General features: G+C 75.3%; 20 protein-coding genes. 13 read left to right on the forward strand and 7 right to left on the reverse strand.

What is annotated here, in order from left to right:
* Window positions 1-20: 20 nt before the first annotated feature.
* Complete coding sequence (locus IE286_RS09785; protein WP_189796231.1) at window positions 21-2,999, forward strand: FAD-binding and (Fe-S)-binding domain-containing protein; 2,979 nt, start codon at window positions 21-23, stop codon at window positions 2,997-2,999.
* Between the two features lie 366 nt (window positions 3,000-3,365).
* Window positions 3,366-4,319 (forward strand): EamA family transporter, encoded by a 954-nt coding sequence (locus IE286_RS09790; protein ID WP_189796232.1) that lies wholly within the window; start codon window positions 3,366-3,368, stop codon window positions 4,317-4,319.
* A 164-nt stretch (window positions 4,320-4,483) separates the two neighbouring features.
* On the opposite strand, the gene IE286_RS09795 is transcribed toward IE286_RS09790, so the two are convergent.
* Window positions 4,484-5,584 (reverse strand): citrate synthase 2, encoded by a 1,101-nt coding sequence (locus IE286_RS09795; protein WP_189796233.1) that lies wholly within the window; start codon window positions 5,582-5,584, stop codon window positions 4,484-4,486.
* A gap of 423 nt (window positions 5,585-6,007) precedes the next feature.
* Here IE286_RS09795 and pdxH point away from each other — a divergent pair, with 423 nt between their 5' ends.
* Window positions 6,008-6,637 (forward strand): pyridoxamine 5'-phosphate oxidase, encoded by a 630-nt coding sequence (pdxH, locus tag IE286_RS09800; RefSeq protein WP_189796287.1) that lies wholly within the window; start codon window positions 6,008-6,010, stop codon window positions 6,635-6,637.
* A 280-nt stretch (window positions 6,638-6,917) separates the two neighbouring features.
* On the opposite strand, the gene IE286_RS09805 is transcribed toward pdxH, so the two are convergent.
* Window positions 6,918-8,420, reverse strand: coding sequence for a PAS domain-containing protein (locus IE286_RS09805; protein ID WP_189796234.1), 1,503 nt, complete (start codon window positions 8,418-8,420; stop codon window positions 6,918-6,920).
* 264 nt (window positions 8,421-8,684) lie between these two features.
* Window positions 8,685-9,440 carry an SIS domain-containing protein gene (locus tag IE286_RS09810; RefSeq protein ID WP_189796235.1) on the reverse strand — a complete coding sequence of 252 codons (756 nt, stop codon included), beginning with the start codon at window positions 9,438-9,440 and terminating at the stop codon, window positions 8,685-8,687.
* 264 nt (window positions 9,441-9,704) lie between these two features.
* On the opposite strand from IE286_RS09810, the gene IE286_RS09815 reads away from it, so the two are divergent.
* Together IE286_RS09815 and IE286_RS09820 are read left to right on the forward strand one after the other, a co-directional pair.
* Window positions 9,705-10,397 (forward strand): iron-dependent transcriptional repressor DtxR, encoded by a 693-nt coding sequence (locus IE286_RS09815; RefSeq protein ID WP_189796236.1) that lies wholly within the window; start codon window positions 9,705-9,707, stop codon window positions 10,395-10,397.
* Between the two features lie 367 nt (window positions 10,398-10,764).
* On the forward strand, window positions 10,765-11,661 hold the full coding sequence (locus tag IE286_RS09820) for an alpha/beta fold hydrolase (RefSeq protein ID WP_189796288.1): 897 nt from the start codon (window positions 10,765-10,767) through the stop codon (window positions 11,659-11,661).
* A 30-nt stretch (window positions 11,662-11,691) separates the two neighbouring features.
* Here IE286_RS09820 and IE286_RS09825 read toward each other — a convergent pair whose 3' ends face one another.
* From IE286_RS09825 to IE286_RS09835, 3 genes are all read right to left on the reverse strand, one after another.
* Window positions 11,692-13,308 carry a transporter gene (locus IE286_RS09825; protein ID WP_229862199.1) on the reverse strand — a complete coding sequence of 539 codons (1,617 nt, stop codon included), beginning with the start codon at window positions 13,306-13,308 and terminating at the stop codon, window positions 11,692-11,694.
* Window positions 13,305-14,078, reverse strand: a complete 774-nt coding sequence (locus IE286_RS09830) for an ABC transporter ATP-binding protein (protein ID WP_189796237.1) — start codon at window positions 14,076-14,078, stop codon at window positions 13,305-13,307. The genes IE286_RS09825 and IE286_RS09830 overlap by 4 nt, the downstream gene beginning before the upstream one ends.
* Before the next feature lie 97 nt (window positions 14,079-14,175).
* A complete protein-coding gene (locus IE286_RS09835; protein ID WP_189796238.1) occupies window positions 14,176-14,841 on the reverse strand; it encodes a bifunctional DNA primase/polymerase in 666 nt (221 codons plus the stop codon).
* A gap of 354 nt (window positions 14,842-15,195) precedes the next feature.
* On the opposite strand from IE286_RS09835, the gene IE286_RS09840 reads away from it, so the two are divergent.
* The 8 genes from IE286_RS09840 (at window position 15,196) to IE286_RS09875 (ending at window position 24,194) form a co-directional block, all read left to right on the forward strand.
* Window positions 15,196-16,581: an NsdA family TPR-like regulatory protein gene (locus IE286_RS09840; protein ID WP_189796239.1), complete on the forward strand. Its 1,386-nt coding sequence runs from the start codon at window positions 15,196-15,198 to the stop codon at window positions 16,579-16,581.
* Window positions 16,582-17,165: 584 nt separating this feature from the next.
* Window positions 17,166-18,722 carry a hypothetical protein gene (locus IE286_RS09845; RefSeq protein WP_189796240.1) on the forward strand — a complete coding sequence of 519 codons (1,557 nt, stop codon included), beginning with the start codon at window positions 17,166-17,168 and terminating at the stop codon, window positions 18,720-18,722.
* A gap of 161 nt (window positions 18,723-18,883) precedes the next feature.
* A complete protein-coding gene (locus IE286_RS09850) occupies window positions 18,884-19,384 on the forward strand; it encodes an SCO4402 family protein (protein ID WP_189796241.1) in 501 nt (166 codons plus the stop codon).
* Between the two features lie 47 nt (window positions 19,385-19,431).
* A complete protein-coding gene (gene purU, locus IE286_RS09855; protein WP_189796242.1) occupies window positions 19,432-20,316 on the forward strand; it encodes a formyltetrahydrofolate deformylase in 885 nt (294 codons plus the stop codon).
* Between the two features lie 393 nt (window positions 20,317-20,709).
* On the forward strand, window positions 20,710-21,078 hold the full coding sequence (locus IE286_RS09860) for an STAS domain-containing protein (protein WP_189796243.1): 369 nt from the start codon (window positions 20,710-20,712) through the stop codon (window positions 21,076-21,078).
* Between the two features lie 506 nt (window positions 21,079-21,584).
* Window positions 21,585-22,154: an ATP-binding protein gene (locus tag IE286_RS09865; RefSeq protein WP_189796290.1), complete on the forward strand. Its 570-nt coding sequence runs from the start codon at window positions 21,585-21,587 to the stop codon at window positions 22,152-22,154.
* Between the two features lie 486 nt (window positions 22,155-22,640).
* On the forward strand, window positions 22,641-23,240 hold the full coding sequence (locus IE286_RS09870) for a GNAT family N-acetyltransferase (RefSeq protein WP_189796244.1): 600 nt from the start codon (window positions 22,641-22,643) through the stop codon (window positions 23,238-23,240).
* 147 nt (window positions 23,241-23,387) lie between these two features.
* A complete protein-coding gene (locus IE286_RS09875) occupies window positions 23,388-24,194 on the forward strand; it encodes a GNAT family N-acetyltransferase (protein ID WP_308115056.1) in 807 nt (268 codons plus the stop codon).
* Between the two features lie 43 nt (window positions 24,195-24,237).
* On the opposite strand, the gene IE286_RS09880 is transcribed toward IE286_RS09875, so the two are convergent.
* Complete coding sequence (locus IE286_RS09880) at window positions 24,238-24,903, reverse strand: pyridoxine/pyridoxamine 5'-phosphate oxidase (protein WP_189796245.1); 666 nt, start codon at window positions 24,901-24,903, stop codon at window positions 24,238-24,240.
* Between the last annotated feature and the right edge of the window lie 34 nt (window positions 24,904-24,937).

Genomic DNA, 24,937 nt, shown 5'->3' on the forward strand with positions numbered 1-24,937 from the left:
GACGCGGGCATGCTGACACCATGACCGCTCAGCATGCCCCGCGCGGATCCGCCGGTGACGCGGGTGACCTCGCGGCCCGGCTGCGCCGGCACGTCCGCGGAGACGTGCGGTGCGACACCACGGCACGGGCCCTGACGACCATGGACGCCTCCAACTACCGCAGGGTTCCGCTGTGCGTGGTCGCGCCGCGCGACGCCGACGACGTGACGGCGGTGCTGGGAGTGTGCCGGGAGCGCGGGGTGCCGGTGGTGGCGCGCGGCGGCGGCACCTCCATTGCCGGGCAGGCGACCGGCACCGGTGTGGTCCTGGACTTCACCCGGTACATGAACCGGCTGCTGGCCCTCGATCCGGACGCGCGGACCGCCGTCGTCCAGCCGGGCCTGGTCCTGGACCGGCTGCAGGAGGCCGCCGCACCGCACGGGCTGCGCTTCGGGCCCGACCCGTCCACGCACAGCCGCTGCACCCTCGGCGGCATGATCGGCAACAACTCCTGCGGCTCCCACTCGGTGGCCTGGGGCACGACCGCGGACAGCGTGCGCCAGCTGTCGGTGGTCACCGCGCGCGGCGAACGGCTGCGGCTCGGCCGGAACTGGGCCGGGGCGCCAAGCGGACTGCGGGAGCTGGTGGAGGGCGAGCTGGCCCGGCTGCGCACCGGCTTCCCGCAGCTGCCCCGGCGCATCTCCGGGTACGCGCTGGACGCCCTGCTGCCGGAGCGGGGCGCGGACGTGGCACGGTCCTTCTGCGGCTCCGAGGGCACCCTCGGGCTGCTCACCGAGGCCGTCGTGGACCTGGTGGAGGCACCCGAGGCACGGGCGCTGGCGGTGCTGGGGTACGCCGACGAGAGCGCGGCCGCGCAGGCCGCCGCCCACCTGCTGCCGCTCGGGCCGCTCACCGTGGAGGGCATGGCCCGGGACCTGGTGCCCGGCGCCCCCGGGACCGCCCTGCCCCGGGGCGGCGCCTGGCTGTTCGTGGAGACCGGAGGGCGCACGGCGGGCGAGGCACGCGCCCGGGCCGAGGCGATCGTGCGCGCCGCCGACGTCGTCGACGCGCAGGTGGTGACGGACCCGGCCGGGCAGCGCGCGCTGTGGCGCATCCGGGAGGACGCCAGCGGCACGGCCACCCGGATGCCCGACGGCTCGGAGGCCTGGCCCGGCTGGGAGGACTGCGCGGTGCCGCCCGCCCGGCTCGGCGACTACCTGCGGGCGTTCCGCGCCCTGCTCGCCGAGCATGGACTGCGCGGCACCCCGTACGGGCACTTCGGGGACGGCTGCATCCACGTCCGCATCGACTTCGACCTGCTCACCGAGGCGGGCGTCGCCCGGTTCCGGCGGTTCTCCGAGGAGCTGGCGGACCTGGTGGTGGCGCACGGCGGCTCGCTGTCCGGGGAGCACGGCGACGGCCAGGCCCGCGCCGAGCTGCTGCCGAGGATGTACGGCCCGCAGATGGTGGCCCTGTTCGAGCGGGCCAAGGCCGTCTGGGACCCGGACGACCTGCTCAACCCGGGGATGCTGGTCCGCCCCGCCCCGCTGGATTCCTCGCTGCGGTTCGCCGTGCTGCCCAGGAAGCCGGTCGAGGTGGCCTTCGGCTATCCGGCCGACGGCGGCGACTTCACCGCCGCGGTGCGCCGCTGCGTGGGGGTCGCCACGTGCCGTACCACCCAGGCGCAGGGCGCGGCGGTGATGTGCCCGTCGTTCCGCGCGACCGGCGAGGAGGAGCACTCCACACGCGGGCGGGCCCGGCTGCTGCACGAGATGCTCGCCGGCGAGCTGATCACCGACGGCTGGCGCTCCACGGAGGTCAGGGACGCGCTCGACCTGTGCCTGTCCTGCAAGGGCTGCCGCTCCGACTGCCCCGTCGGGGTCGACATGGCCACCTACAAGGCGGAGTTCCTGCACCACCACTACGAGGGGCGGCGCCGCCCGGCCGCCCACTACAGCATGGGACGGCTCCCCGAGTGGCTGCGCTGGACGGCCCGCACTCGCACCGCACCGCTCGTCAACGCGCTCACCGCCCCGCGCCCCCTGGCCGCCCTGGCCAAGCGTCTCGCCGGCATCGCCCCCGAACGGCAGATCCCGCGCCTGGCCGCCGAGCCGTTCACCCGGTGGTGGCGCCGGCGGCGGCCGCGGTCCGGTGCGGGGGCGGGCGAGCTGGTCGTGCTGTGGCCGGACACCTTCACCGAGCACTTCTCGCCCTCGGTGGGCCGGGCAGCGGTACGGGTGCTGGAGGCGGCCGGGCTGCGGGTGGCGCTGCCGCCGACCCTGCGCCTGCCCCGCCCGCCGGTCGGCGACGGGCGGTCGGTCACCGTGAACCCCCTCGCCGTGCTGCGCGGCCGCGGCCGGGTGTGCTGCGGTCTGACGTACCTCTCCACGGGCCAGCTCGACCGGGCCCGCGCGGTGCTGCGCCGCACCCTGGACCTGATGGAACCGGTGCTGCGCAGCTCGGCCCCCGTGGTCGTGCTGGAGCCGAGCTGTGCCGCCGCCCTGCGCTCCGACCTGCCCGAGCTGCTGCCCGACGACCCGCGCGCCCACGCCCTGGCCGCACGCGTCCTGACCTTCGCCGAGACCCTGGAACGGCATGCCCCGCACTGGACACCGCCCCGGGTGGACCGCCCGGTCGCCGGGCAGACCCACTGCCATCAGCACGCCGTGCTGGGCGACACGGCGGACCGCCGGCTGCGCGCGGCCGCGGGCCTGCACGGCGACCTTGCCGGCGGCTGCTGCGGCCTGGCCGGCGACTTCGGGTTCACGAAGGGCCACTTCGAGGTGTCCCGGGCGTGCGCCGAGGAGCAGCTGCTGCCGACGGTGCGGCAGGCCGAGGAGGGCACGGTGGTCCTGGCGGACGGCTTCTCCTGCCGCACCCAGCTGGCACAGCTGGCCGGGGTGCGGGCCCGGCACCTGGCGGAGACGCTGGCCCAGGCGCTGGACGCCGCCGAGGGGCCGGGCCCGGAGGGCGGGCATCCGGGCGGCCGGGACGACGGCACCGGGGGAGGGCCGCGGTGACAGCGGCTCCGCCGGCGACCCCGGACGCCGGGGAGGCCTCCGCCCGGCCGGACGGAGGCGTGCGGCCGGACGGAGGCGTGCGGCCGGACGGAGGCGCGCGGGGCGCGGGAAGCCAGGTGAGGCCGGCGCGGGTGAGGTGCGCACGGCGGCCGGGAACTCGCCGTCACATGACAGTTCCGTCTCCGTTTCTCACTCCTGACGCGGGCCACTACGCTGAGCGCTTCGGGGGGCCTCACCCCGTGTGGCCCCACGCGGCGGGATTCGCCCGCCACCCCAGGACCGACCCGACCGGCCCACCCGAGAAGCGAAGCGCCCCGACGTGACCCAGAGCCAGAACCCGAACTCTCACCTCCCCTTGGACCGCCCGTGAGCACGCCCCGTACCGCCCCCGAGTCCTCGCCGGCCCCGGCCACCGCCCTGGGACCCGGTGGAACTCCCCGCCCCTCGGGGCGGTTCGGCTCCCTCGGTCCGGTCGGCCTGGTGTTCGCCGGCGGTGTCTCGGTGCAGTTCGGCGGCGCGCTGGCGGTGAGCCTGATGCCGCGCGCGGGTGCGCTCGGCGTCGTGACCCTGCGGCTGCTGGTGGCCGCGATCGTGCTGCTCGCGGTGTGCCGGCCCCGGCTGCGCGGGCACTCGCGCGCCGACTGGGGCACGGTCGTCGTGTTCGGCGTCGCGATGGCCGCGATGAACGGCCTCTTCTACCAGGCCGTCGCCCGCATCCCCCTGGGCCCCGCCGTCACCCTGGAGGTGCTCGGCCCGCTCGCCCTGTCCGTGCTGGCCTCCCGCCGGCTGATCAACGTGCTGTGGGCGGGGCTGGCGCTGTGCGGGGTGTTCCTCCTCGGCGGCGGAGGCTTCCGCGGTCTGGACCTCGCCGGTGTGGGTTTCGCGCTGGGCGCGGGAGCCATGTGGGCGGCGTACATCGTCTTCAGCGCGCGGACCGGGCGGCGCTTCCCGCAGGCCGACGGGCTGGCCCTGGCGATGGCGGTCGGCGCGGTGCTGTTCCTGCCGCTCGGCATCGCCGAGTCGGGGACGAAGCTCGCGGACCCGACGACGTTCGGGCTGGGTGCGGCGGTGGCGGTGCTGTCGTCCGTGCTGCCCTACACCCTCGAACTGCTCGCGCTGCGCCGCCTGCCCGCCTCCACCTTCGCGATCCTGATGAGCCTGGAGCCGGCCATCGCCGCCACGGCCGGGTTCCTGGTCCTCGGCCAGTCCCTCGTGCCGTTGGAGGTCGTCGCGATCGCCTTGGTCGTCGTGGCCAGCATGGGCGCGGTGCGGACGCAGGCCGGGCGGGGCGCGCGATCCCGCGCGCCCCGCGACTCCTGACCGCCGGCGCACGGGTCACGGGGGCGACGCCCGCAGCCCCGCGCCCGCGCCGGGCACATCTCGTGCGCACGCGCTCGGTGCGGCTGCGGGGCCGTATGGCGCGCTCGGTGCGGCCGCGGGGCCGTATGGCGCGTTCGGCGCGAGGCCCTCCCGCCCGGTCCGGCTCAGTGCGCGATGTGGTCGTACCCCGGGACCTCCCGCAGGCTGCGCGGGCCCGGACCCACGTAGCGGGCCGTGGGGCGCACCAGACGGCCGGTCCGCTTCTGCTCCAGGATGTGCGCCGACCAGCCCGCGGTGCGCGCACAGGTGAACATCGAGGTGAACAGGTGCGCCGGCACCTCGGCGAAGTCCAGCACGATCGCCGCCCAGAACTCCACGTTGGTGGCCAGCACCCGGTCCGGGCGCCGGTTGTGCAGCTCCTTGAGGGCCGCCTTCTCCAGTGCCTCGGCCACCTCGAAACGCGGCGCGCCCAGCTCGCGGGCGGTGCGGCGGAGCACCCGCGCCCGCGGGTCCTCCGCCCGGTAGACCCGGTGACCGAAGCCCATGAGCCGCTCACCGCGGTCCAGCGCCGCCTTGACGTAGCCCTCCGCGTCCCCGGTCCGCTCGATCTCCTCGATCATGCCCAGCACCCGGGAGGGCGCCCCGCCGTGCAGCGGACCGGACATCGCGCCCACCGCTCCGGACAGGGCCGCCGCCACGTCCGCGCCGGTGGAGGCGATGACCCGGGCGGTGAACGTGGAGGCGTTCATGCCGTGCTCCGCGGCCGATGTCCAGTAGGCGTCCACGGCCGCCACATGCTTCGGGTCCGGCTCCCCGCGCCAGCGGATCATGAACCGCTCGGTGATGGTGCGGGCCTTGTCGATCTCCCGCTGGGGCACCATCGGCAGCCCCTGCCCGCGCGCCGACTGGGCGACGTAGGACAGCGCCATCACCGCCGCCCGGGCCAGGTCCTCGCGGGCCTGCTCGGCGTCGATGTCCAGCAGCGGTTTCAGCCCCCACACCGGCGCCAGCATCGCCAGCGCCGCCTGGACGTCCACCCGTACGTCACCCGAGTGGACGGGGATCGGGAACGGCTCGGCGGGCGGCAGCCCCGGGTCGAAGGCGCCGTCGACGAGCAGCCCCCACACGTTCCCGAAGGAGACGTGACCCACCAGATCCTCGATGTCGACGCCCCGGTACCGGAGGGCGCCGCCCTCCTTGTCCGGTTCGGCGATCTCCGTCTCGAACGCGACGACTCCCTCGAGTCCGGGCACGAAATCGGACATCAGGCGGCTCCTCGTGGTCGGTGCGGCAGATGGTGCGTGCGCTGGACGACGACGGCCCAGTGCCGGCGGGTCGGGAATGCGGCGGTGTCGGTTGCGTGGGATGTGCAGGCCCGAGCGGTCCGCGGTCGCGTACACCGGCGCGCGGCCCGGGACGGTACCTGAGTGGGTGCCCCGCACGGCCGGCGCTCACCCGGCCGGAGACGGGAGCAGCACCATAACCCCGGGTGCCACGATTGAGGAGGCTCTTTGACACCCGGTGCCAGGCGTGAGACGGGACACCTCTGCCGCCGGGCGCCGCCGGGCATGGGGCAAGATGACCGCGTGACCGCTCCAGACGCCGGAACACGAGACACCGGACCGCGCGACGTCCGGGACGCCGAAACAGCGCGGGCGCGGGAGACCGCGCCGTTCGACCTGGCCGCCATGCGGAAGCACTACCGTGCGGAGGGCCTGACCGAGGCGGACCTGGCCGCCACCCCGGTGGAGCAGTTCGCCCGCTGGTTCCGGCTGGCCGCCGCGGAGGCGCACCTGTTCGAGCCGAACGCCATGGTGGTCTCCACCGCCGACGCCGAGGGCCGGCCCAGCTCCCGCACCGTCCTGCTCAAGCATTTCGACGAGCAGGGCTTCGTCTTCTACACCAACTACGGCTCCCGCAAGGCCCGCGACCTCGCCGAGAACCCGTACGTCTCGCTGTTGTTCCCCTGGCACCCCATGGCCCGCCAGGTCATCGTCCAGGGCGTGGCCCGCCGCACCGGACGGGACGAGACCGCCGCGTACTTCCGCACCCGCCCGCACGGCTCCCAGCTGGGCGCCTGGGCCAGCGCCCAGTCGACGCTGATCGCGAGCCGGGCGGAACTCGATGCCTCCTACGCCGCCCTGGCCGCTCGCTACCCGGAGGGCGAGCAGGTCCCCGTCCCGCCGCACTGGGGCGGCTTCCGGGTCGTGCCCGAGTCCGTGGAGTTCTGGCAGGGACGGGAGAACCGCCTCCACGACCGTCTGCGCTACGTCGCCGGACCGGACGGCGGCTGGCGCGTGGAGCGGCTCAGCCCCTGAACCGCGGACCCGGGACCGTTCTGTGCACGCAGACGGCCCGCGAGCTGGGTCCTGGCGCCTGGGGCGCAAGGAGCCGGCCGGACGTACCGGCAGCTCGCGGGCCGGGTGACTGCTTGGGATTGGGCCGGCTGCACGCACGGAACACGTGCTGGTCCGGCACCGCACTCGGTGGGTGACGGGCCGCTAGCCCGCAGCCACCTCACGCGTCCGGTAGTCATACATCTGCCGAACCACCTCCCTTCTCGTGTACCGCCACCCTAGGAACCGCTCCGGCAGCACTTCAACCGCTTTTCTCCGCGTCCGCGCTCCGAGCCAGGTCCAGGGCGGCGGCGACATGCGCGGCGACGTCCTCGGCGTGGGCGGTGTCGCCGCGGTCGAAGGGGGAACGGCTGGGGCCGCGCAGGAAGGTGAGGACCCCGAGAGTGCGGCCCCGGCTGCGCAGCGGAGTGCACAGCGCGTGCACGGTCTCCGCCGGCCATTGGCAGGCCAGGGCCCAGGAGCGGGCGCGGTCGGCCGTCGCCGTGCCCGCGCCGGCCCGCACGGAGGAGCCCCGCTCGACGCACTGCAGGGCGGGGTGCCCCTCCCCGTAGCCGACGGGCAGGCCCGCGCGGCCGGTGACCACGCTGGGCCCGGCACCGGTGGCCGGGGTGGCGGCGACGCGGACCAGCCGCACCGGTGTCCCCTTCGCGCCGTCGCCCGGCGGTGCCGGGCCGCTCACCCGGTCCAGCAGGGCGTGGTCGGCGAACCCGGCCAGCGCGAAGTCGAGGTGGCAGGTGGCGGCGTCCAGCGGGTCCTCGCACTCGGCGGCGACCCGGACGGCGCGGTGCAGCTGCTGGGTGCGGAACCGCAGCAGCGCCGCCTCCTGCTCGGCCTGCCTGGTGTCGGTGACGTCGGTGAACAGCCAGGCCACCCCCAGCGGAACCGGTTCTTCCGCGAGTGGGGACGACAGCCGGACGAAGCCGCTGCGCCAGCAGCGGCGCCGCTCGCCCTCCGGGCCGCGCACCCCGACCCAGATCTCCGCGGGCGCCGGCGGCGCACCCTCCGCCAGGACGTGGGCCAGCGCGCTCTCCAGTTCCTCCACCCCCCGGCACAGCAGATCGCCCAGCGGGCGGCCGAGCGCGGCCGTGCGGCCGACGCCGAGGGCGCGGGCCGCGTGCGCGTTGACGACGGCCGGCCGCAGATCGGCGTCGACCAGGACCACGCCCCAGGAGGCGTCCTCGAACAGCGCCTCGCTGAGCGCGATGGACCGCTCCAGGTCGATCTGCGCGTGCACCTCGCTGAAGGCGCAGTACACGCCCGCGGGCGTGCCGTCGGGACCGCGCACGGCCGCGGACTGGGTGCGCACCAGGACACGGCGGCCGTCCTTGGTGACCAGCGCGAACTCGTGCACCTGGCGGCCGGGCGCGTGCATCGCCGACATCAGCCGCCGCTCGACCTCCTCGGCGTCCGCGCTGCGCACCGCCCATCCGGCGAAACCGTGCCGGCCGACCGCCTCGGCGGCGCTCCAGCCGAGGATGCGCTCGGCCTCGCGGTTCCAGTGGGTGACGGTGCCCTGCGCATCGAAGGCGCACAGCGCCGCGTCCATGCCGTCGAGAAGGGCGGCGAGCAGATCGGCGCCGGCACCGTCGGCCGCGCCGGCGGCGTCCTGTCCGCCCGGGCCGCGCTGCTCCCGCGGTCCGGCACGGTCGTCCGCGGCTCCACTGCGCCGGGAAGCACTCACCTGAACCCCCACTGCAGGCTGCGTCCGCACGTACGGTGCGCGGATCCGCTCACTGGCCATCATTCAACGCGAACGTGACGCAGCGCACACCGGGTTCCCTGAGATCGGCCGGCTCTCACCGCACCGGGCCCGCCGGTGCCGCGCCGCCGTGTGCCGTGTACCCGTCACGGCGGGTCTCACCACGGGGGCTGCGGCCGCGGGTGCGCGCCGGGTCGGGCGCGGGTGCGGGCCGGCCCCCTGCGGTGCCGGCAGAAGACGCGGTCAGTGCCGGCGGAAGACGCGGTCAGTGCCGGCGGAAGACGCGGTCAGTGCCGGCGGCAGACGCGGTCAGTGCCGGTAGAAGATGCGGTCCGCGTACTGCTCGAAGACGCGGGCGTTCCACTCGTGGCCGCCGTCGACGTTGCCGGAGCGCAGCAGCGGCGGCTCGATCCCGCGGTCGGCGAGGGTGCTCGCGGCGGTGGCCAGGACGGCCTGCAGCAGGGCCGAGGTGACGACCGTGGAGGCGGGGGCGAAGGGCGCGGCGACGCCGTCGAGGGTGAGTTCCGCGTCGCCGACCGCGATCTTGGAGTCGAGGACGAGGTCGCAGTGGTCCTTCAGGAAGGTGCCCGAGGAGTGCCGCGAGGTGGTCTCGGCGGCGTAGGCGACGGAGGTCACGCCGATCACCTTCACGCCCCGCGCGCGGGCGCCGAGGGCCATCTCCACCGGCAGGGCGTTGCGCCCGGAGAGCGAGACGACGATCAGGGCGTCGCCGGAGCGCAGCGGTGAGCTGTCCAGGACGGCGCCGGCCAGCCCGTCGACGCGTTCCAGGGCGGAGCCCAGTGTGGCGGGCACGACGTCGACGCCGACGGCGCCGGGCACGGCGAGCAGGTTCATCAGGGCCAGGCCGCCGGCGCGGTAGACGACGTCCTGGGCGGCGAGGGAGGAGTGTCCGGCGCCGAAGGCGAACAGGCGGCCGCCGCCGGCCACGGTGTCCGCGAGCAGGGTGCCGGCCGCCGCGATCGCCTCGGCCTCCTCGTCGCGGACCCGCCTCAGCAGCCCGATGGCCGCGTCGAGATAGCGGCCGGCCGGTGTGCGCTCGCTCATGGGATCCCTCCGGGTGCCGGGCCGCGGCGCCGGTGCCGCGTGCCGCCGATCACGGTGGGCTCCGCGCCGGAGCGCTGTCAAGAGGCCGCGTCCCGGCCGGCCGCCGGGAGGGCGGGCAACCGGAGGCCGGGGCTCCGGGCCCGCGATCCCCCGGGCTTGCGCGGGACGCCTCGATTGTCGGCGGGATGCGTCAGAATTGAAGACAGGGCCAGCGCACGCGCCGGAAGCGGTCGAGCCTCCGGCAGAGGTAATCGAGGGGCACGGATGTCCGGACTGATCGACACGACGGAGATGTATCTCCGCACCATCCTCGAACTGGAGGAGGAAGGCGTCGTCCCCATGCGCGCCCGCATCGCCGAACGGCTCGACCAGAGCGGGCCGACGGTGAGCCAGACGGTCGCCCGGATGGAGCGTGACGGGCTCGTCTCGGTGGCCCCGGACCGGCATCTGGAGCTGACCGAGGAGGGCCGCCGGCTGGCCACGCGCGTGATGCGCAAGCACCGGCTCGCGGAGTGTCTGCTCGTCGACGTGATCGGCCTGGAGTGGGAGCAGGTGCACGCCGAGGCCTGCCGCTGGGAGCACGTGATGAGCGAGGCCGTGGAGCGCCGGGTGCTGGAGCTGCTGCGACATCCCACGGAGTCCCCCTACGGCAACCCGATCCCGGGCCTGGAGGAGCTGGGCGAGAAGGACGGCGCCGACCCGTTCCTCCACGAGGGCATGGTGTCGCTGGCCGACCTGGACCCGGGCGCGGACGGCAAGACGGTCGTGGTCCGCCGGATCGGGGAGCCGATCCAGACGGACGCCCAGCTGATGTACACGCTGCGCCGCGCGGGCGTGCAGCCCGGCTCGGTGGTGAGCGTGACCGAGTCGGTGGCCGGGGTGCTGGTCGGCAGCGGCGGCGAGGCGGCCGAGCTGGACCCGGACGTCGCCTCCCACGTGTTCGTCGCCAAGCCCTGACCGGGGCCGGGCCCCGGCCGGGCGCCGGAGCGGAGGGTCCGGCAGGCCCCGGGTCAGGCGGGGTGTGCGGGCCGGGACCGTGCGGAGGCCCCGGCGCCGCGTGGCGCCGGGGCCTGTCCTCCCCTTGCGTCGACCCGGAGCCCCGAGCTCTCAGGGTCGTCCCCCTCGGACCTGTATCCCCGAGCGGTCCGCCTCCCGGTGAAGATCTCCCCGCGGCAGCGGCGATCATGCATCACGGGGGGTCACTCGAACGAGGGGTGTTGCCGATGGGACCGACATTTTCGAATGCGTATTCGATAGTCTGCGGGCGACGGGCCGCACGCGCCGCACGACGGCAGGGGGGCGGCACAGCCAGGGGGTGGACGCAGTGGCGCGGCGCATCGATGTGACGGGGGCGGGCGGCGTACGGCTGGCCGCGTGGGAGTCCGGCGGGCCGGAGACGGCCGCCGGCCAGGACGGGACACGGGACGCCGTCCCGGCACACGGCACGGACCCGCGGCCGGGTGTGCTCCTGCTCCACGGGCTCACCGGCCGCGCCTCCCACTGGGCCGCCACCGCCCGCTGGCTCTCCGCGCGGCACCGGGTCGTCGCCCTGGACCTGCGCGGCCACGGCCACAGCGGCAAACCCGCACCGGAGGCGTACACCCGCGACGCCTTCGTCGAGGACGTGCAGGCCGCCGTGGAGCAGCTCGGCCTCGGCCCGGCCGTCGTCGTCGGGCACGCGATGGGCGCGCTGACCGCCTGGCAGCTCGCGGCCGCACGCCCCGACCTGGTGCGCGCGCTGGTCGTGGGCGACATGCGGGCCTCGGCGCTGGGCTCCGCCTCGCAGCGGGAGTGGGAGTCCTGGCTCGCGGCGTGGCCGCTGCCCTTCGCCGGCCTGGACCAGGCCCGCACCTGGTTCGCCGAGCAGGACCCCCGCGTGGACCGCCCGAGCCCGGCCCGCGGCGCGTTCTACGCCGAGGTCCTGCACGCGTGCGCAGACGGCTGGCGTCCGGTCTTCGACCCCGCGCACATCCTCGCCGCCCGCGCGACCTGGGCCTTCGACGCCCACTGGGACGAGCTGGCCCTCGTCGGCTGCCCCGCCCTGGTCGTGCGCGGCCTGGACGGCGAGCTGGGCCGCGCGGAGGCCCAGGAGATGGTCCGGGTCCTGCCCCGCGGCCAGTACGCGGAGATCCCCGACGCCGGCCACTACCTGCACTACGAACGCCCCGAGGCCTGGCGCGCCGTCCTGGAACCCTTCCTCGGCACGGTCCTCGCCGGCTGACCGCCCGGCCGAGGAAGGGGACGCGCCTGCTCAGCCCTTGCTGACCGCGTCCAGGATCTCCGGCAGGCGGGCGGCCGTGCGCGGGGCCGCCAGCCGCAGCCCCAGCCAGGTGATCGCCGCGCCGTACACCGCGCCGGCCGGCAGCAGCACGGCGCTCACGGCCCCGCCGGCCGTGCCGAGGCGCACCCAGACCGCCAGGGCGACGACCGGGGCGCACAGCACGACCGCGGCGACCATGCCGCCGAACACGGAGATCCAGGCGAGGCCGGCCTGCCCGGGCATCACGTTCTTGAAGCCCTCCTGCGGAATGGAGTACGGAAAGCGCGCCGAGGTCCACGCCCCGGTCGCCAGCATCGCGCCGAGCAGCGCGAAGGACAGCCCCAGCACCTCCGGCAGCCGCGCCCAGTCCCCCCGCACCGCCATCGTCACCACCGTGACCAGCGTGGCGTAGGGGAGGGTGATCAGCAGCAGGGCCAGGGCGCGGCCGCGCAGCTCCAGCCAGGCGTCCCGCGGCGAGGAGATGGTCAGCGCCACCATCCAGAACGCGGAGGAGTCCTGCCCGAACTGGTTGTACATCTGCACGCCGAGCATGCCCGCCGCGAAGCAGGCGATGTACGGCGAGCCGGTGCCCTGCGCGGCGTTGACCAGCGGCACGAGCAGGCCGACGGCCAGCGCGGTGGCCCAGGCGGCCTTGGTCTTCGGGTCCCGCCAGATGTAGCGCAGGCTGCGCTCCATGACGGTGCCGGTGCGCCCGGCCGGCAGCATCCGCAGCCGGCCGCGGGTCCGGCCGCGGCCGCGGCCGGCTGCGTCAATGGGCTGAAGGGTGGAGGAGTCCGGTGCGGTCATCAGCCGGGTCAGGCTGCGCGCCCAGACCCCGAGCAGCACGGCCACGGCCGCCGCGGCCAGGGCGAGCTGGGCCGCCGCGGCGCCGTAGGAGCCGTGGGCGGCGGAGTCCACCGCGCCGACCGCCGAGGCGGGCGGCACCCACCGCAGCACGTCCGCGACCGGGTCGAGCTGACCCAGGCCCGCCTGCCCGAGGTGCTGCGCACCGAGGTTGACCAGCTGCGCGCCGACCGCGACCACCAGCCCGCTGAGCACCGCCAGGTCCCGCCCCTTGCGGCTGGACAGCAGACGGATGTTGGTGGCGGCCACGGCCCGCGCCAGCGCCACGCACCCCAGCAGCGCCAGGAGCACCGCGAGGACCGCCACGGCGCACGCCGCCGCCCCGTCGGCCACCGCGACCACGCACCCCACCAGCAGCAGCACCGTGAACACCGGTCCGATGCCGACCAGCGAGGCCGCCAGCAGCGCGCGCACCAGCGGCCCGGGACGCAGCGGCAGCATCGCCAGCCGGGTCGGGTCGAGCGTCTCGTCGCCACCGGGGAAGAACAGCGGCATGACCGCCCAGCCCAGGGCCAGCACGGTCGCGCCCAGCACGGCCACCGACGCGATGTGCGGCAGGTCGCGCAGCAGCACGAACCCCCACAGCTGCGCCACACCGAACAGCAGCGCGACGACCGCCGAGGAGAGGTAGGCGGCGCGGCGGCCGGAGGACCGGCGCAGCCCGCTCAGCAGCAGCGCCAGCTTCAGCCGTACGACGACGGGGGTGATGCTCCGGGGCGGGACGGGGACGGCTGTGGCGCTCACCGGGTACCGCCGCCCAGCCAGTCCAGGTCCGAGCCGGCGTCGCGGCCCTGCGCGCCGACCAGGCGGAGGAACGCCTGCTGCAGGGTCGGGGCCTGCCCGCGCACCTCGGCCAGCGGGCCGTGGGCACGGATGCGGCCGGCGGCCATGACGGCCACCCAGTCGCACAGCGACTCCACCAGTTCCATCACGTGCGAGGAGAACACCACGGTCGCGCCGGAGGCGGTGTAGCGCTCCAGGACGCCCCGGATGGTCTGCGCGGACACCGGGTCGACGCCCTCGAACGGCTCGTCCAGGAACAGCACTTCGGGGTTGTGCAGCAGCGCGGCCGCCAGACCGATCTTCTTCCGCATGCCGGTGGAGTAGTCGACGACCAGCTTGTGCTGGGCGCCCGCCAGGTCGAGCACGTCGAGCAGCTGGGTGGCCCGCCGGTCCGCCTCATCGCCGGGCAGCCCCCGCAACCGCCCGGAATACGACAGCAGTTCACGCCCGGACAGCCGCTCGAAGAGCCGCAGCCCCTCCGGCAGCACCCCGATCCGCGCCTTCACGGCCACCGGATCCCGCCACACGTCGTGCCCGGCGACCTCCACGGTGCCCTCGTCCGGCCGCAGCAGTCCGGTCACCATGGACAGGGTGGTGGTCTTCCCGGCACCGTTGGGCCCCACCAGCCCGATGAACTTCCCGGCCGGCAGCTCCAGATCGATGCCGGCGACGGCGGTGTGCCCTCCGAACCGCTTCCAGAGCCCCTCGATGCGCAGTGCGGCTGTGGCCATGGCCGCTCCTCCTTCCCTCCCGCACGACCCTACGGGGCGGACGGAGGAGCGGCGCTTGCCGCTTCCCGGGGCGCGGCGTCTTTGGACGCGACGGCGGTCACCTCTCCCGGGCGCAGGCGTAGGCGAGTGCCGGGATCAGCTCCTCAGCGTCCGGCAGCCAGCGGTTCGCGGACGTCGGGCGGCGGGCCCACTGCACGGCCCCGCGCGTGCCGTACCGGGTGGGCGGCGCCACCACGTAGGCGCCCTCGCCCAGCGCGACCAGATCCAGGGATCCCGGCGACCAGCCCAGCGTGCGCAGCACCTTGGGCAGTTTGGCGCTCGTCCCCGGCAGGACGAAGAACTGCATCCGCCGCAGCGGCGTGAGCGTCACCGGCCCGAGGGCCGTCCGCATCCGTTCCAGCCGGGCCAGGGCGAGAAAACCGGCCGTCTCCGGGACGCAGAGCGCGTCGAACGCACGGCCGGTGGGCAGCAGGACCGAGGCGGCGGGCTGTGCCTGCCACAGCCGGCGGGCGACGGTGGGGCTGCCCGTCGCCGTCGTCGCCCAGTCCTCGCGCGCCGGGTGTGCGCCGGGCGCGGCGCACACCGGGTCACCGCAGGAGCAGCGCTGCACCGCGCCGTCGGACACCAGCCAGGTGCCGGGGACCACGTCCCAGTGGCGTTCCCCGGCGTAGCGCACCGCGGTCTGGAGCGACGTCTCCCCGCGCTGCGGGGGGATCTGACCGGCAGTCTGTACGGCGTGCGCGCCCGCGATCGTCTCGTCCACGCCCCACTCAACTCCCGTACTCCTGACCGGTTACGCGAGCACCCCGCGCCCGTGGCGGTGCATCGATTCGCCGCACGGGGCGCATGGATGCACGGGCGGGGGCGCGCGGGAGGGCGGTCGGCGGATGCGGGGTAGTTCCGTGAGGGGCGACATGCGCCTTTACCCCGGCAATCCGTGCATGTCCCGCATTGTCGGTATGCCGGTGGGGCATTGATCTTCACGGCCGGACCGCCGCCCGGCCCGCGACCCAGGTCGCGGGAGGGGAGGCGGACCGGCCGCGCAGAACACGTCAGCGTCGGTGCGTGGGCAGGCACCGCAGCCACGCGAGCCGCCAGGAAGCAGGGGGTTTACGCCATGGCCGCAAGGCCTCTCGTCGCGCGGCAGCCGAACGAACGGCTGCAGGCGCTCATCCAGGAAGCGGGCTGCTCCAACGCCGGACTGGCCCGCCGGGTCAACATGTGCGGCGCCGAGCACGGCCTCGACCTGCGGTACGACAAGACGTCCGTGGCGCGCTGGCTGCGCGGACAGCAGCCACGCGGACGGGCCCCGGCCATCATCGCGGAGGCGCTGGGCCGCAAGCTGGGCCGCACGGTCACGATCGACGAGATCGGCATGGCCGGCGGCAAGAACCTCGCCTCCGGGGTGGGCCTGCAGTTCTCCCCGACGGTGACGGGGGCCATCGAGCAGGTCTGCGAACTGTGGCGCAGCGACGTGGGCCGCCGGGACTTCCTCTCCGGCTCGTCGGTGGCCGCCTCGGCGCTGGTCGAGCCCAGCCGGGACTGGCTGATCTCCGCGCCGGACGGGCAGGTCGCGCGCTCGGCCGGACCGCGGGTGGGGCAGTCCGACGTGGCGGCCGTGCGCGCCATGACGCAGGCACTGGTCGACCTCGACCACAGCTACGGCAGCGGCCATGTGCGCCCGGTGGTCGTGCACTACCTCAACAGCGTGGTCTCCGGGCTGCTGTCGGGGTCGTACCGGGAGGCCGTCGGCCGTGATCTGTTCGCCGCCGTCGCGCGGCTGACGGAACTGGCCGGGTACATGGCCGTCGACACCGGCCAGCCGGGCCTGGCCCAGCGGTACTACATCCAGGCCCTGCGGCTGGCCCAGGCGGCCGGGGACCGCGGCTACGGCGGCTATGTGCTCGCCGCCTCCATGAGCCACCTCGCCGCCCAGCTCGGAAACCCGCGGGAAATCGCGCAGTTGGCAAGGGCGGCGCAGGAGGGCGCCCGCGGGCGGGTGACCCCGCGCGCGGAGGCGATGTTCCACGCGGCGGAGGCGCGCGGCCACGCCCTCATGGGCGACGTGCGGTCCGCGCAGCTGGCGGCCGGCCGCGCGGTGAGCGCGATGGAGGCGGCCGAGGCGGACTCGGGGGACGACCCGGCCTGGATCGCCCACTTCGACCAGGCCTACCTCGCCGACGAACTGGCGCACTGCCACCGGGACCTGGGCCAGGCGGACGCCGCGGCCCGGCAGGCTCAGGCGGCGCTGGCGGCGCATCCGCCCACCCGGGTACGCCGCCGGGCCATCGGCTATGTGCTCCTGGCCACGGCGCAGGTGCAGCAGCGCGAGGTCGAACAGGCCTGCGCCACCGGCCTGAAGGCGGTGGAACTGCTGCAGGGCCTGCGCTCCCGCCGGGGCACCGAGTACCTGGAGGACCTCCAGCAGCGGCTCGAACCGTACCGGGACGAGGCCGTGGTCAGGGAGTTCGGCGCCCGGCTGGAGACACAGCTGGCCGCCTGAGGGGCCGTACGGGCTCCCCGCGTCGCGGCCGGGCGGCTGCCGCGGCCGGCGCGGGGAGCCCGCGTCGGCACCGGACCGCTTCTGCGGCCCCGGCAGCGGCCCGGGGTGCCGGCCAAGCACTCAACACCAGCGGTCCGCCCGGCCGTACGGCAGCACATGGCCTGTACCGGGGACGGTGCGGGCCATGTGCGCATGCCGTGTGCGTTCCGTGCGGCACACGGCATGTGGGTTTCGTCACTGCGGCGGCGGGGAAGAAGCGTGCGCCGTCCGTCAACCCGAAGTGATTCAGGGGAAGTTGACGGCATCCGCTCCGGCCCGTCACGGCGGGCGCCGCCGCCCGTCGCATCGGCGAAGGCCGTGGTGCCGCGCGGTTTGAGCCGCACCGCGCCGGCGTCGCCGCACGTCCCGCTCCTCGCCGCGTCCGCCCGGCCGTCGGCTGCGCCCGGCCGCCCCGGCGCGTCCACCGCCGCGTTCACGTCCCGTCCAGGCCGGGCCCGCACGCCCCGCATGCCCCCACACGGACGTGAACGGATCCGGTAGCGTGAGCCGACGATTCAGAAGGTCCCCCAGTCGTAGGAGTCCCGGTGACGCAGAGTGGACAGGGCGAGGAGCCCTCGGCGCGGGTGCCGCGCGAAGGCATCGTGCTGCCCTCCGACGGCGGGCAGCCTCTGCTGCCGGGCACGGCGGGCCGTCCGGCCGGACCCGGTGGTCTGCCGCCCGCTCAGCCCGCCGGTGCCGAGCCGCCCGCCGCGGCCCCGGCCGGCGGACAGGCCTGGGGCGGGCCGTGGGGTCCGGACGGAGGGCACACGACGCCCCCGCGGTCCTCGGGCCAGGACTGGCCGGCGGCACCCGCCGCGTCGTGGAACGGCTACGGCACGGCAGCCCAGTCTCCCGCGCCCGCCGGGGCCGGACCGCTGCCGCCGGAGGGCACACCCGCGCCCGGACCGCAGGGCGGCTCCTACGGCTACCCGGCCGCCCCGGCGCCGCAGACGTCCGCCTCCTACGGCTACCCGGCGCCGCAGGGCGGCGCGCCGCTGCCCCCGGCGGACCAGGCCGGCCCGGCGGGGCAGGCCTACGGCCCCGCGGGTGCCTCCGGCGCTCCGGCCGCCTCGGAGGCGGCGACCCAGTACCTGCCGCCGGTCGGCGCGTCCCCCGCCGGGGACGAGGGGGCCACCCAGTACATACCGCCCGTGGCCGCCGCACCGGCGGACGAGGGCGCGACCCAGTACCTGCCGCCGGTGGCGCCCGGTGCGATGCCCACGGCGTCCTCCGGCAACCCGGACGCCGAGCCGACGCAGTACATGCCCCCCGTGGGCGCCCAGAGCGGCCCCGCCTACGGCGCGGGCCAGGGCGGGCGGCAGACGCCCGCCGAGTTCGACAACCTCTTCCGCGACGGCGCCCGGAGCGCGCCGGCCACCCAGCAGCTGCCCCGCCTCCAGCAGCCCGCACCCGCGGGCCCGGCCGGCCCGTCCGCCCCCGCGGGGAACCGGGGCGGCGGCCGCGGCGGCCGGCGGTCCGGCTCGCGCGTGCCGATGATCGCGGCCGCCGGCGTCGGCATCGTCGTGGTCGGTGTGGGCGCCGGCGCCCTGCTCAGCGGCGGCGGCGAGGACGACAGCGCCAAGACGAACACCTCCGTCGCCTCGGCCGCCCCCTCGGCCGCCGCCTCCGCCTCGCCCACGGCCGACCCGGCCCGGGAACAGGCCGTCGCGCTGGACCAGCTGCTCGCCGACAGCGGCAGCAGCCGCGCCTCCGTGATCAAGGCGGTCGCCGACGTCAAGAAGTGCGACAACCTCGAACAGGCGGCCTCCGACCTGCGTGCGGCGGCCAAGCAGCGCAATGAACTGGTGACCCGGCTGGGCGCCCTCGCCGTCGACAGACTGCCCGGGCACGCCGAGCTGACCGCCGCCCTCACCAAGGCGTGGCAGGCGTCCGCGTCGGCCGACCAGCACTATGCGGCCTGGGCCGATCAGACCCGCGGCAAGAAGGGCTGCCACAAGGGCCAGGCCCGCACCACCTCCCAGTCCCAGGCCGGCAACCAGCAGAGCGGGGTGGCCAGCGCCCAGAAGAACAAGGCCGCGCAGCTGTGGAACACCATCGCGCAGCAGTACGGCCTCACCCAGCGCCAGCCGACCGAGCTGTGAACCGCCGCCCGCCCGGGCCCCGGGGCCCGGCCCGACCCGGCGACGACCCGGCGTGACGGCCGGGTGACGTGGGTCTCGCCAGCGTGCGTCGCCGACTCCGGAGCCCGCGGGCGGGCGCGGGGAGGGCCGGACGGTGCCACGGAAAGAAGACCGTACGATCAATGACCGTGCACAGTTCGGAGACCCCTTCACGCCGCGGCCGTCGCTCCTCCACCATGGGCACCATGCCGCTCAACGACATGCCGTGGTGGCGCTGGCGCAGCCATGTGCGCTCCGCGCTGCACATGCTCTCCGACCCCGTGTTCCAGCGGGACGTCTGGCAGGCGGGCGTCGACGGGTACGGCGACGTCACCGACGCCGTCTACCGCCTGGTCGAGGACACCTGGCTGGACAACTGGTCCGCCGAGAAGTACATCGGCACGATCTTCCGGGACGCCGAGGAGGCCGCGCTGGTCGACGCGGCCGTGCTGAGCGTGCTGCGGATCATGCACGAGGTCGGGCCGGACGCCCCGGTGGCCGCCTACCTCGAGCATTCGGGCTGGCCGGAGGCGGTGCGCGCGGCGCGGGAGGCGCATGTGCGGATGGCCGCCGCCGACGGCGACGACCCGGACGCGCCGCCGCGCAGCCTGGAGGTGCTGCGCATCCTGACCCGGTCCGCGTAACGGACGGCGCGCCCCGGTCCCGGGCCCGGCATGAGACCCTGTGCTGCATGAGTGAGCAGTCCCCCCGAGCCGCGGCCCCGGCCGCCGGCCAGTACGTTCTGACCCTGTCCTGCCCGGACAAGCGGGGCATCGTGCACGCCGTGTCGAGCTACCTGTTCATGACCGGCTGCAACATCGTGGACAGCCAGCAGTTCGGCGACCAGGACACGGGACTGTTCTTCATGCGGGTGCACTTCTCCGCAGAGGCGTCGGTGACCCTGGAGAAGCTGCGCGCCAGCTTCGCGGCCGTCGGGGACTCCTTCGCGATGGACTGGCAGATCCACCGGGCCGAGCAGAAGATGCGCGTGCTGCTGATGGTGAGCAAGTTCGGGCACTGCCTGAACGACCTGCTCTTCCGCGCCCGGATCGGTGCGCTGCCGGTGGAGATCGTGGCAGTGGTGTCCAACCACACCGACTTCGCCGAGCTGGTGGCGTCGTACGACATTCCCTTCCATCACATCCCGGTCACCAAGGAGACCAAGCCCGAGGCCGAAGCCCGGCTGCTTCAGATCGTCCGCGAGGAACAGGTCGAACTGGTCGTGCTCGCCCGCTACATGCAGGTCCTCTCCGACGACCTGTGCAAGCAGCTCAGCGGCCGGATCATCAACATCCACCACTCCTTCCTGCCGAGCTTCAAGGGCGCCAAGCCGTACCACCAGGCGCACGCCCGGGGTGTGAAGCTGATCGGTGCCACCGCCCACTATGTGACGGCCGACCTGGACGAGGGCCCGATCATCGAGCAGGAGGTCGAGCGGGTCAGCCACGACGTCACCCCCGACCAGCTGGTCGCCATCGGTCGGGACGTGGAGTGCCAGGCACTGGCCCGCGCGGTGAAGTGGCACGCGGAACACCGCATCCTGCTCAACGGCCGCCGGACGGTGGTGTTCGCCTAGCCACCGCCGTGCTGCCGTGCCGCCGTGCCGGCCTTCCGCCGTGCGGGCGCCCGCGGCGCGGGGGTGACGGGGGAGGCAGGGGACGCCGGCGTCGGCGTGTACGGTGGCCGACGCGCGCCGCGTTGTGCACCCCGGCTCCCGCATCCCGAAACCCGCATCGCGCAGCCACCGGTGCGCACCGATGCGGACCGGCGCGCACCCATGCGCGCCGACGCGGGCGGATGCACCGGCCCGCACCGCACCTGACCAGAAGATGTGCGCCGATGCACGCGCACGGTTTGCCGCGCGGTGTTTGGGGGAACGGCCGCTGGGCAGCCGCGCGGAAAGAGGCGTAGGAACTGGCTCCGTTTTCCGGGCGGTTCCCGGCACGATCCGGCGAGCGGAGGGCAGGCCGTGGCGTTCAAGGTGACCGGCGACGAGCGAGGCGAGTGGAGTGTGCTCCAGGTCACGGGCGAACTGGATCTGGTGACCTCGCCGGTACTGCGCCAGCGCATCCACGACGTCGTGGCGCACGGACGGCATGATCTCGTGCTCGACCTCGGGGACGTCTTCTTCTGCGACTCCAGCGGCGTCGGCGTCCTCATCGCCGCACGCCGCCTGATCCGCTCCTGCCGGGGCCGGCTGCGGCTGATCCTCCCGGCGGGCGGCGCCGAGGACGGGTCCCACGTCAACCGGGTGCTCGCCGCGCTCGGCGTCCGCCGCCTGTTCGACGTGTACCCGCACCTCGCGGCGGCGGTCGACGAGGAGCCCCTGTCCGCCTGACCCGCGCACCGGCCCTCGCGGCCGGACGCGAACGGACCGTCACGGAACGTGATGCCTGGGGCATTACCCTGCGTGATCATGGCGCGGTCGCCCCGACGGGGACTCGTCACGTACCGGAGTCGCCCTCGCGCTCCGGTACCTTGTGTGGGGTGCGAGTGGTTCCGAGGACCTGCCGTCCCGGTGCGGCCTTGGTGATGGCCCCGGACCGGGCGGTGCATGCCGCGGCTCGCCAGGTCGGACGGTTGTCGCTGCCCGCCTGTTCGACTCCCCGCGGCGGGCGTCGCACAGTATGCCGCACGAGCACTCCTTCGCGCGGGAATATGCCCGAAGCGCTTGTTGCGGTGACGGTACGTCAACCATGCTGTTCCACAAGGGAGTCACGTTCCGTGATCCCCGCCGTGGCCGTGGTGCCGGCCATACAGGAGATGGCTGCGATCGTGGGCCCCGCCCGATGCGGGGCCGCGCGTCCGCCGGTTCGGATGGTGTGAGCGGTGCAGGTGCTACAAGTGCAGCTGGAGATCCGGCCCGATCCCGCCGAGGTGGGGCGGGCCCGCAGGTGGACCCGCGCCCGGCTCGCGGTGTCCGGGATAGCGGCCGAGGACCCGCTCGCCGAGACGCTCGTCCTGCTCGTCTCCGAACTCGTCACCAACGCCGTCGTGCACACCGGCGCTCCGGCCGTGCTCCGGCTGTCCCTGCCGGGCGAGGCGGTGGCGGCCCCGGTGCGGCTGGAGGTCGCGGACGCCAGCTCCCGTGCCCCCGTGCCGCGCTGCCCGGACGACGACGCCACCGGCGGACGCGGCCTCGCCCTTGTCGACGGCCTGGCCGACCGCTGGGGATGGAGCACCGACGGTGCGGGCAAGCGGATCTGGTGCGAACTCGACCGCTGCGCACCGCCGCGGACCCCCGACGCCTCCACGGCCCCGGCCGCCCGCGGCGGCCGCACCGGGCGCGACGACGGACGGCCGCGCGAGACCGCGGAATGCGAGGAGGCCGCACGCCGGCAGCCGTACGACAAGCCCGTGTTCGGCGGTCCGGCGTACGAAGCGGTGCAGACGGCCACGCGGTTGACTCCGTAGCGGGCGCACGTGTGCACGGGGCGAGGCAGGAGAGCCGTGCCCGTGCTGTGCGATGCCTGTGCACGAGTGCGCGGGGACGCGGCCGGCCGTGCGCCGGGGTTGCTTCCGCGCGCGCCCGTTGCGATACCGGCATAACGGGTAAATCCCCGAGGGGCTGTTGACGCCTCGTGGCCGGTTGATCACGCTGGTGGCAGCGATTCGCCGTGAGGGGACGTCGAGGGCGGGCCGGGATGCCGCAAGCCCTCGGCGAGTGTGAGTCGTGCGGTCGGCGTCCGTCGGTTCCTTCGGGGCCCAAGGGGTGGGGGCGGTGCGCCGGAGCCGGATGGCGGCGCGCGGTGCCGTGCTCGGGCGGGCATGAGCGCGCCGCCACCCGGACCCAGGTCCGTGATCCGGTCCGTGTCACCGGCGCCCGGACCGCCGGTGACACGGACGGCCGGTGAGACGGACCGCCGTTGACGTGTCCGGCGCCCCGGCCACAATGGTGCGATGGACGACATACGCCCGGGGTCCTCAGCCGCCCCCGCTCCCGAACTGCGCGGAGACGGGCTGTGGTTGCGCCGGTGGGATCCGGACCGCGACGACGACGTCGAGGCCTGGCTGCGCGGACGGACCGACCCCGAGTTCCGGCGCTGGAACACCCCGCTGCTGCCGGTGGAGACCCTGGACGACGCACGCTCCTCGCTCACCTCCGTCGTACGCGGCGCCGTCGACGGCACGGCGATCCCCTTCTGCGTCACCGACGAGGCGACCGGGGCGATCCTGGGCCACATCGCCGTCGACGACGTCAGCCGCCACCTGCGCAGGGGCCGGGTCGCCTACTGGGTGCTGCCCGAGGCCCGCCGCCGCACGGTCGCCACCCGGGCCCTGCGGCTCGTGACCCGCTGGGCGTTCACCGACTACCGCCTGCACCGCCTGGAGCTGGGCCACGCCCTCGGGCACACCGCGTCCTGCCGCGTCGCCGAAGGGTGCGGTTTCCCGTACGAGGGCACGCTGCGCGGCGCGATGTGGGAGGAGGGACGCCGGGACGCCTTCCGCGACTGCCATCTGCACGCCCGGCTGGCCACCGACCCCGAACCGCCCCGGTGAAACTCCCTGGCCCGGCAACCGCCGCCCGCCGCATCGTGGGGCATGACCCGCTGCGACTGGTATCTCACCGGTGACGTGGACGCCTTCCTCGCCCGCGCCGGAGCGTTCCTGCGCTCACGGCCCGCCGCGCACACCGTCTAGCTGACCGTGACGGAGAACCTGCGCTCGCACGGGGCCGCCGCCTACGGCCACGCGCGACCGGAGTTCGGCGTGCTGGAAGGCCCGGCCGGCCAGGACGGCACCCGCGCGGTGCGGGCCGCCTGCGTCCGCACATCCCCGTACCCGGCCGTCCTGACCGCCCTGACCGAGCAGGAGGCGGACGCCCTGGCCCGGCGGCCGGCCGCACGCCACGACGGGACGGGCGGGACGGACCCGGACGGCGCCCGGGCACCCCTGACCGGTGTCAGCGCCGACCGGCACACCGCCGAGATCTTCGCCGCGGCCTGGCAGCGGATCACCGGAGCGGAGGTCGCCCTGGCCCGGCGGCAGCGGCTGTACCGGCTGGGCGAGCTGCGTCCTCCCCGCCCGCTGCCGCCGGGCCGGGCCAGAGCCGTGGCCGAACAGGACCGCGAGCTGCTGGCCCGCTGGTACGAGGAGTTCCGCGCCGCCGTCGGCGAACCCGCCGGACGGGGCGGGCACGCGTGGGCACAGAACCGGACACGCCTGGGTGACGTGCTGCTCCGGGAGACCCCGCAGGGCGAGCCGGCCGCCATGGCCGGCCGGTCGCCGCAGGTCGCCGGACAGGTGCGGATCACGGGCGTCTACACCCCCGCGCCCCTGCGCGGCCGGGGCTGTGCGGGTGCCGTCACGGCCGAGCTGAGCCGGGCCGTGCGTGCCTCGGGGGCGCGGGAGGTGGTGCTCTTCACCGACCTGGCCAACCCCACCAGCAACGCCCTCTACCAGCGCCTCGGCTACCGGCCGGTGTCCGGCTTCGCGCAGTACGCCTTCACCTGAGCGGCCTTGCCCGCCCGGCCCGCGCCGCATGGGCCGCCGGCCCTCACGGCCACAGCAGCTCGCGGGCCCATCCGTGCGGGGTGCGGCGGTAGCACAGGCGGACATGGCGGCGCCGGGCCTCGCCCTGGAAGAACTCCACCTCGTCCGGCGCGAGCCGGTACAGCGTCCAGGTGGGCACCTCCGCCCGCGGCTCGCGCCCGGCCCGCTCCCAGGCCTCCTGTGAGGCGCGGGCCAGCTCCTCGGGCGAGTGGAGCAGCCGGCTCTGCCGGCCGGTGAGCGCGGCGGCCAGGGCGCCCGTGGAACGGGCGTGCAGATCGGCCTGCGCCTGCTCGTACGGTGCGGTCGTCACCGGGCCGCGGACCCGGACCTGGCGGCCCAGCAGCGGCCAGTAGAAGGCCAGCGCCGCATACGGGCGGGTGGCCAGCTGGCGGCCCTTGCGGCTGTCCGCGTGCGTGGCGAAGCACCAGCCCTCCTCGCCGGCGCCGTGCAGCATCACGATGCGCACATCCGGGCGGCCCTCGGCGTCGGCGGTCGCCAGGGACATCGTGTGCGGCTCGCGCTCACCGGCCTCGACGGCATCCGCGAACCAGCGCACGAACAGGGGCAGCGGCGCCTCGGGCGCACGCTCCGGGTCGAAGGCGGGCAGCCGGGTGACCTCCGGGTCCCACACGCGCAGTGATCTCAGCAGGGCGTCCAGATCGGTGTGCATGCGCCGAGTATCGCCCCGTCCGGTGCGCCCGCCG

The sequence above is a fragment of the Streptomyces thermodiastaticus genome (assembly GCF_014656135.1).
Classification (GTDB): Bacteria; Actinomycetota; Actinomycetes; order Streptomycetales; family Streptomycetaceae; genus Streptomyces; species Streptomyces thermodiastaticus.

Coding starts and splice junctions, on each gene's coding strand:
- IE286_RS09815 (WP_189796236.1), top strand. CDS start 9,705: ATGTCCGGACTGATCGACACGACGGAGATGTATCTCCGCACCATCCTC.
- IE286_RS09810 (WP_189796235.1), bottom strand. CDS start 9,440: ATGAGCGAGCGCACACCGGCCGGCCGCTATCTCGACGCGGCCATCGGG.
- pdxH (WP_189796287.1), top strand. CDS start 6,008: ATGCGGAAGCACTACCGTGCGGAGGGCCTGACCGAGGCGGACCTGGCC.
- IE286_RS09850 (WP_189796241.1), top strand. CDS start 18,884: ATGACCGTGCACAGTTCGGAGACCCCTTCACGCCGCGGCCGTCGCTCC.
- IE286_RS09880 (WP_189796245.1), bottom strand. CDS start 24,903: ATGCACACCGATCTGGACGCCCTGCTGAGATCACTGCGCGTGTGGGAC.
- IE286_RS09805 (WP_189796234.1), bottom strand. CDS start 8,420: ATGATGGCCAGTGAGCGGATCCGCGCACCGTACGTGCGGACGCAGCCT.
- IE286_RS09870 (WP_189796244.1), top strand. CDS start 22,641: ATGGACGACATACGCCCGGGGTCCTCAGCCGCCCCCGCTCCCGAACTG.
- IE286_RS09785 (WP_189796231.1), top strand. CDS start 21: ATGACCGCTCAGCATGCCCCGCGCGGATCCGCCGGTGACGCGGGTGAC.
- purU (WP_189796242.1), top strand. CDS start 19,432: ATGAGTGAGCAGTCCCCCCGAGCCGCGGCCCCGGCCGCCGGCCAGTAC.
- IE286_RS09840 (WP_189796239.1), top strand. CDS start 15,196: ATGGCCGCAAGGCCTCTCGTCGCGCGGCAGCCGAACGAACGGCTGCAG.
- IE286_RS09830 (WP_189796237.1), bottom strand. CDS start 14,078: ATGGCCACAGCCGCACTGCGCATCGAGGGGCTCTGGAAGCGGTTCGGA.
- IE286_RS09795 (WP_189796233.1), bottom strand. CDS start 5,584: ATGTCCGATTTCGTGCCCGGACTCGAGGGAGTCGTCGCGTTCGAGACG.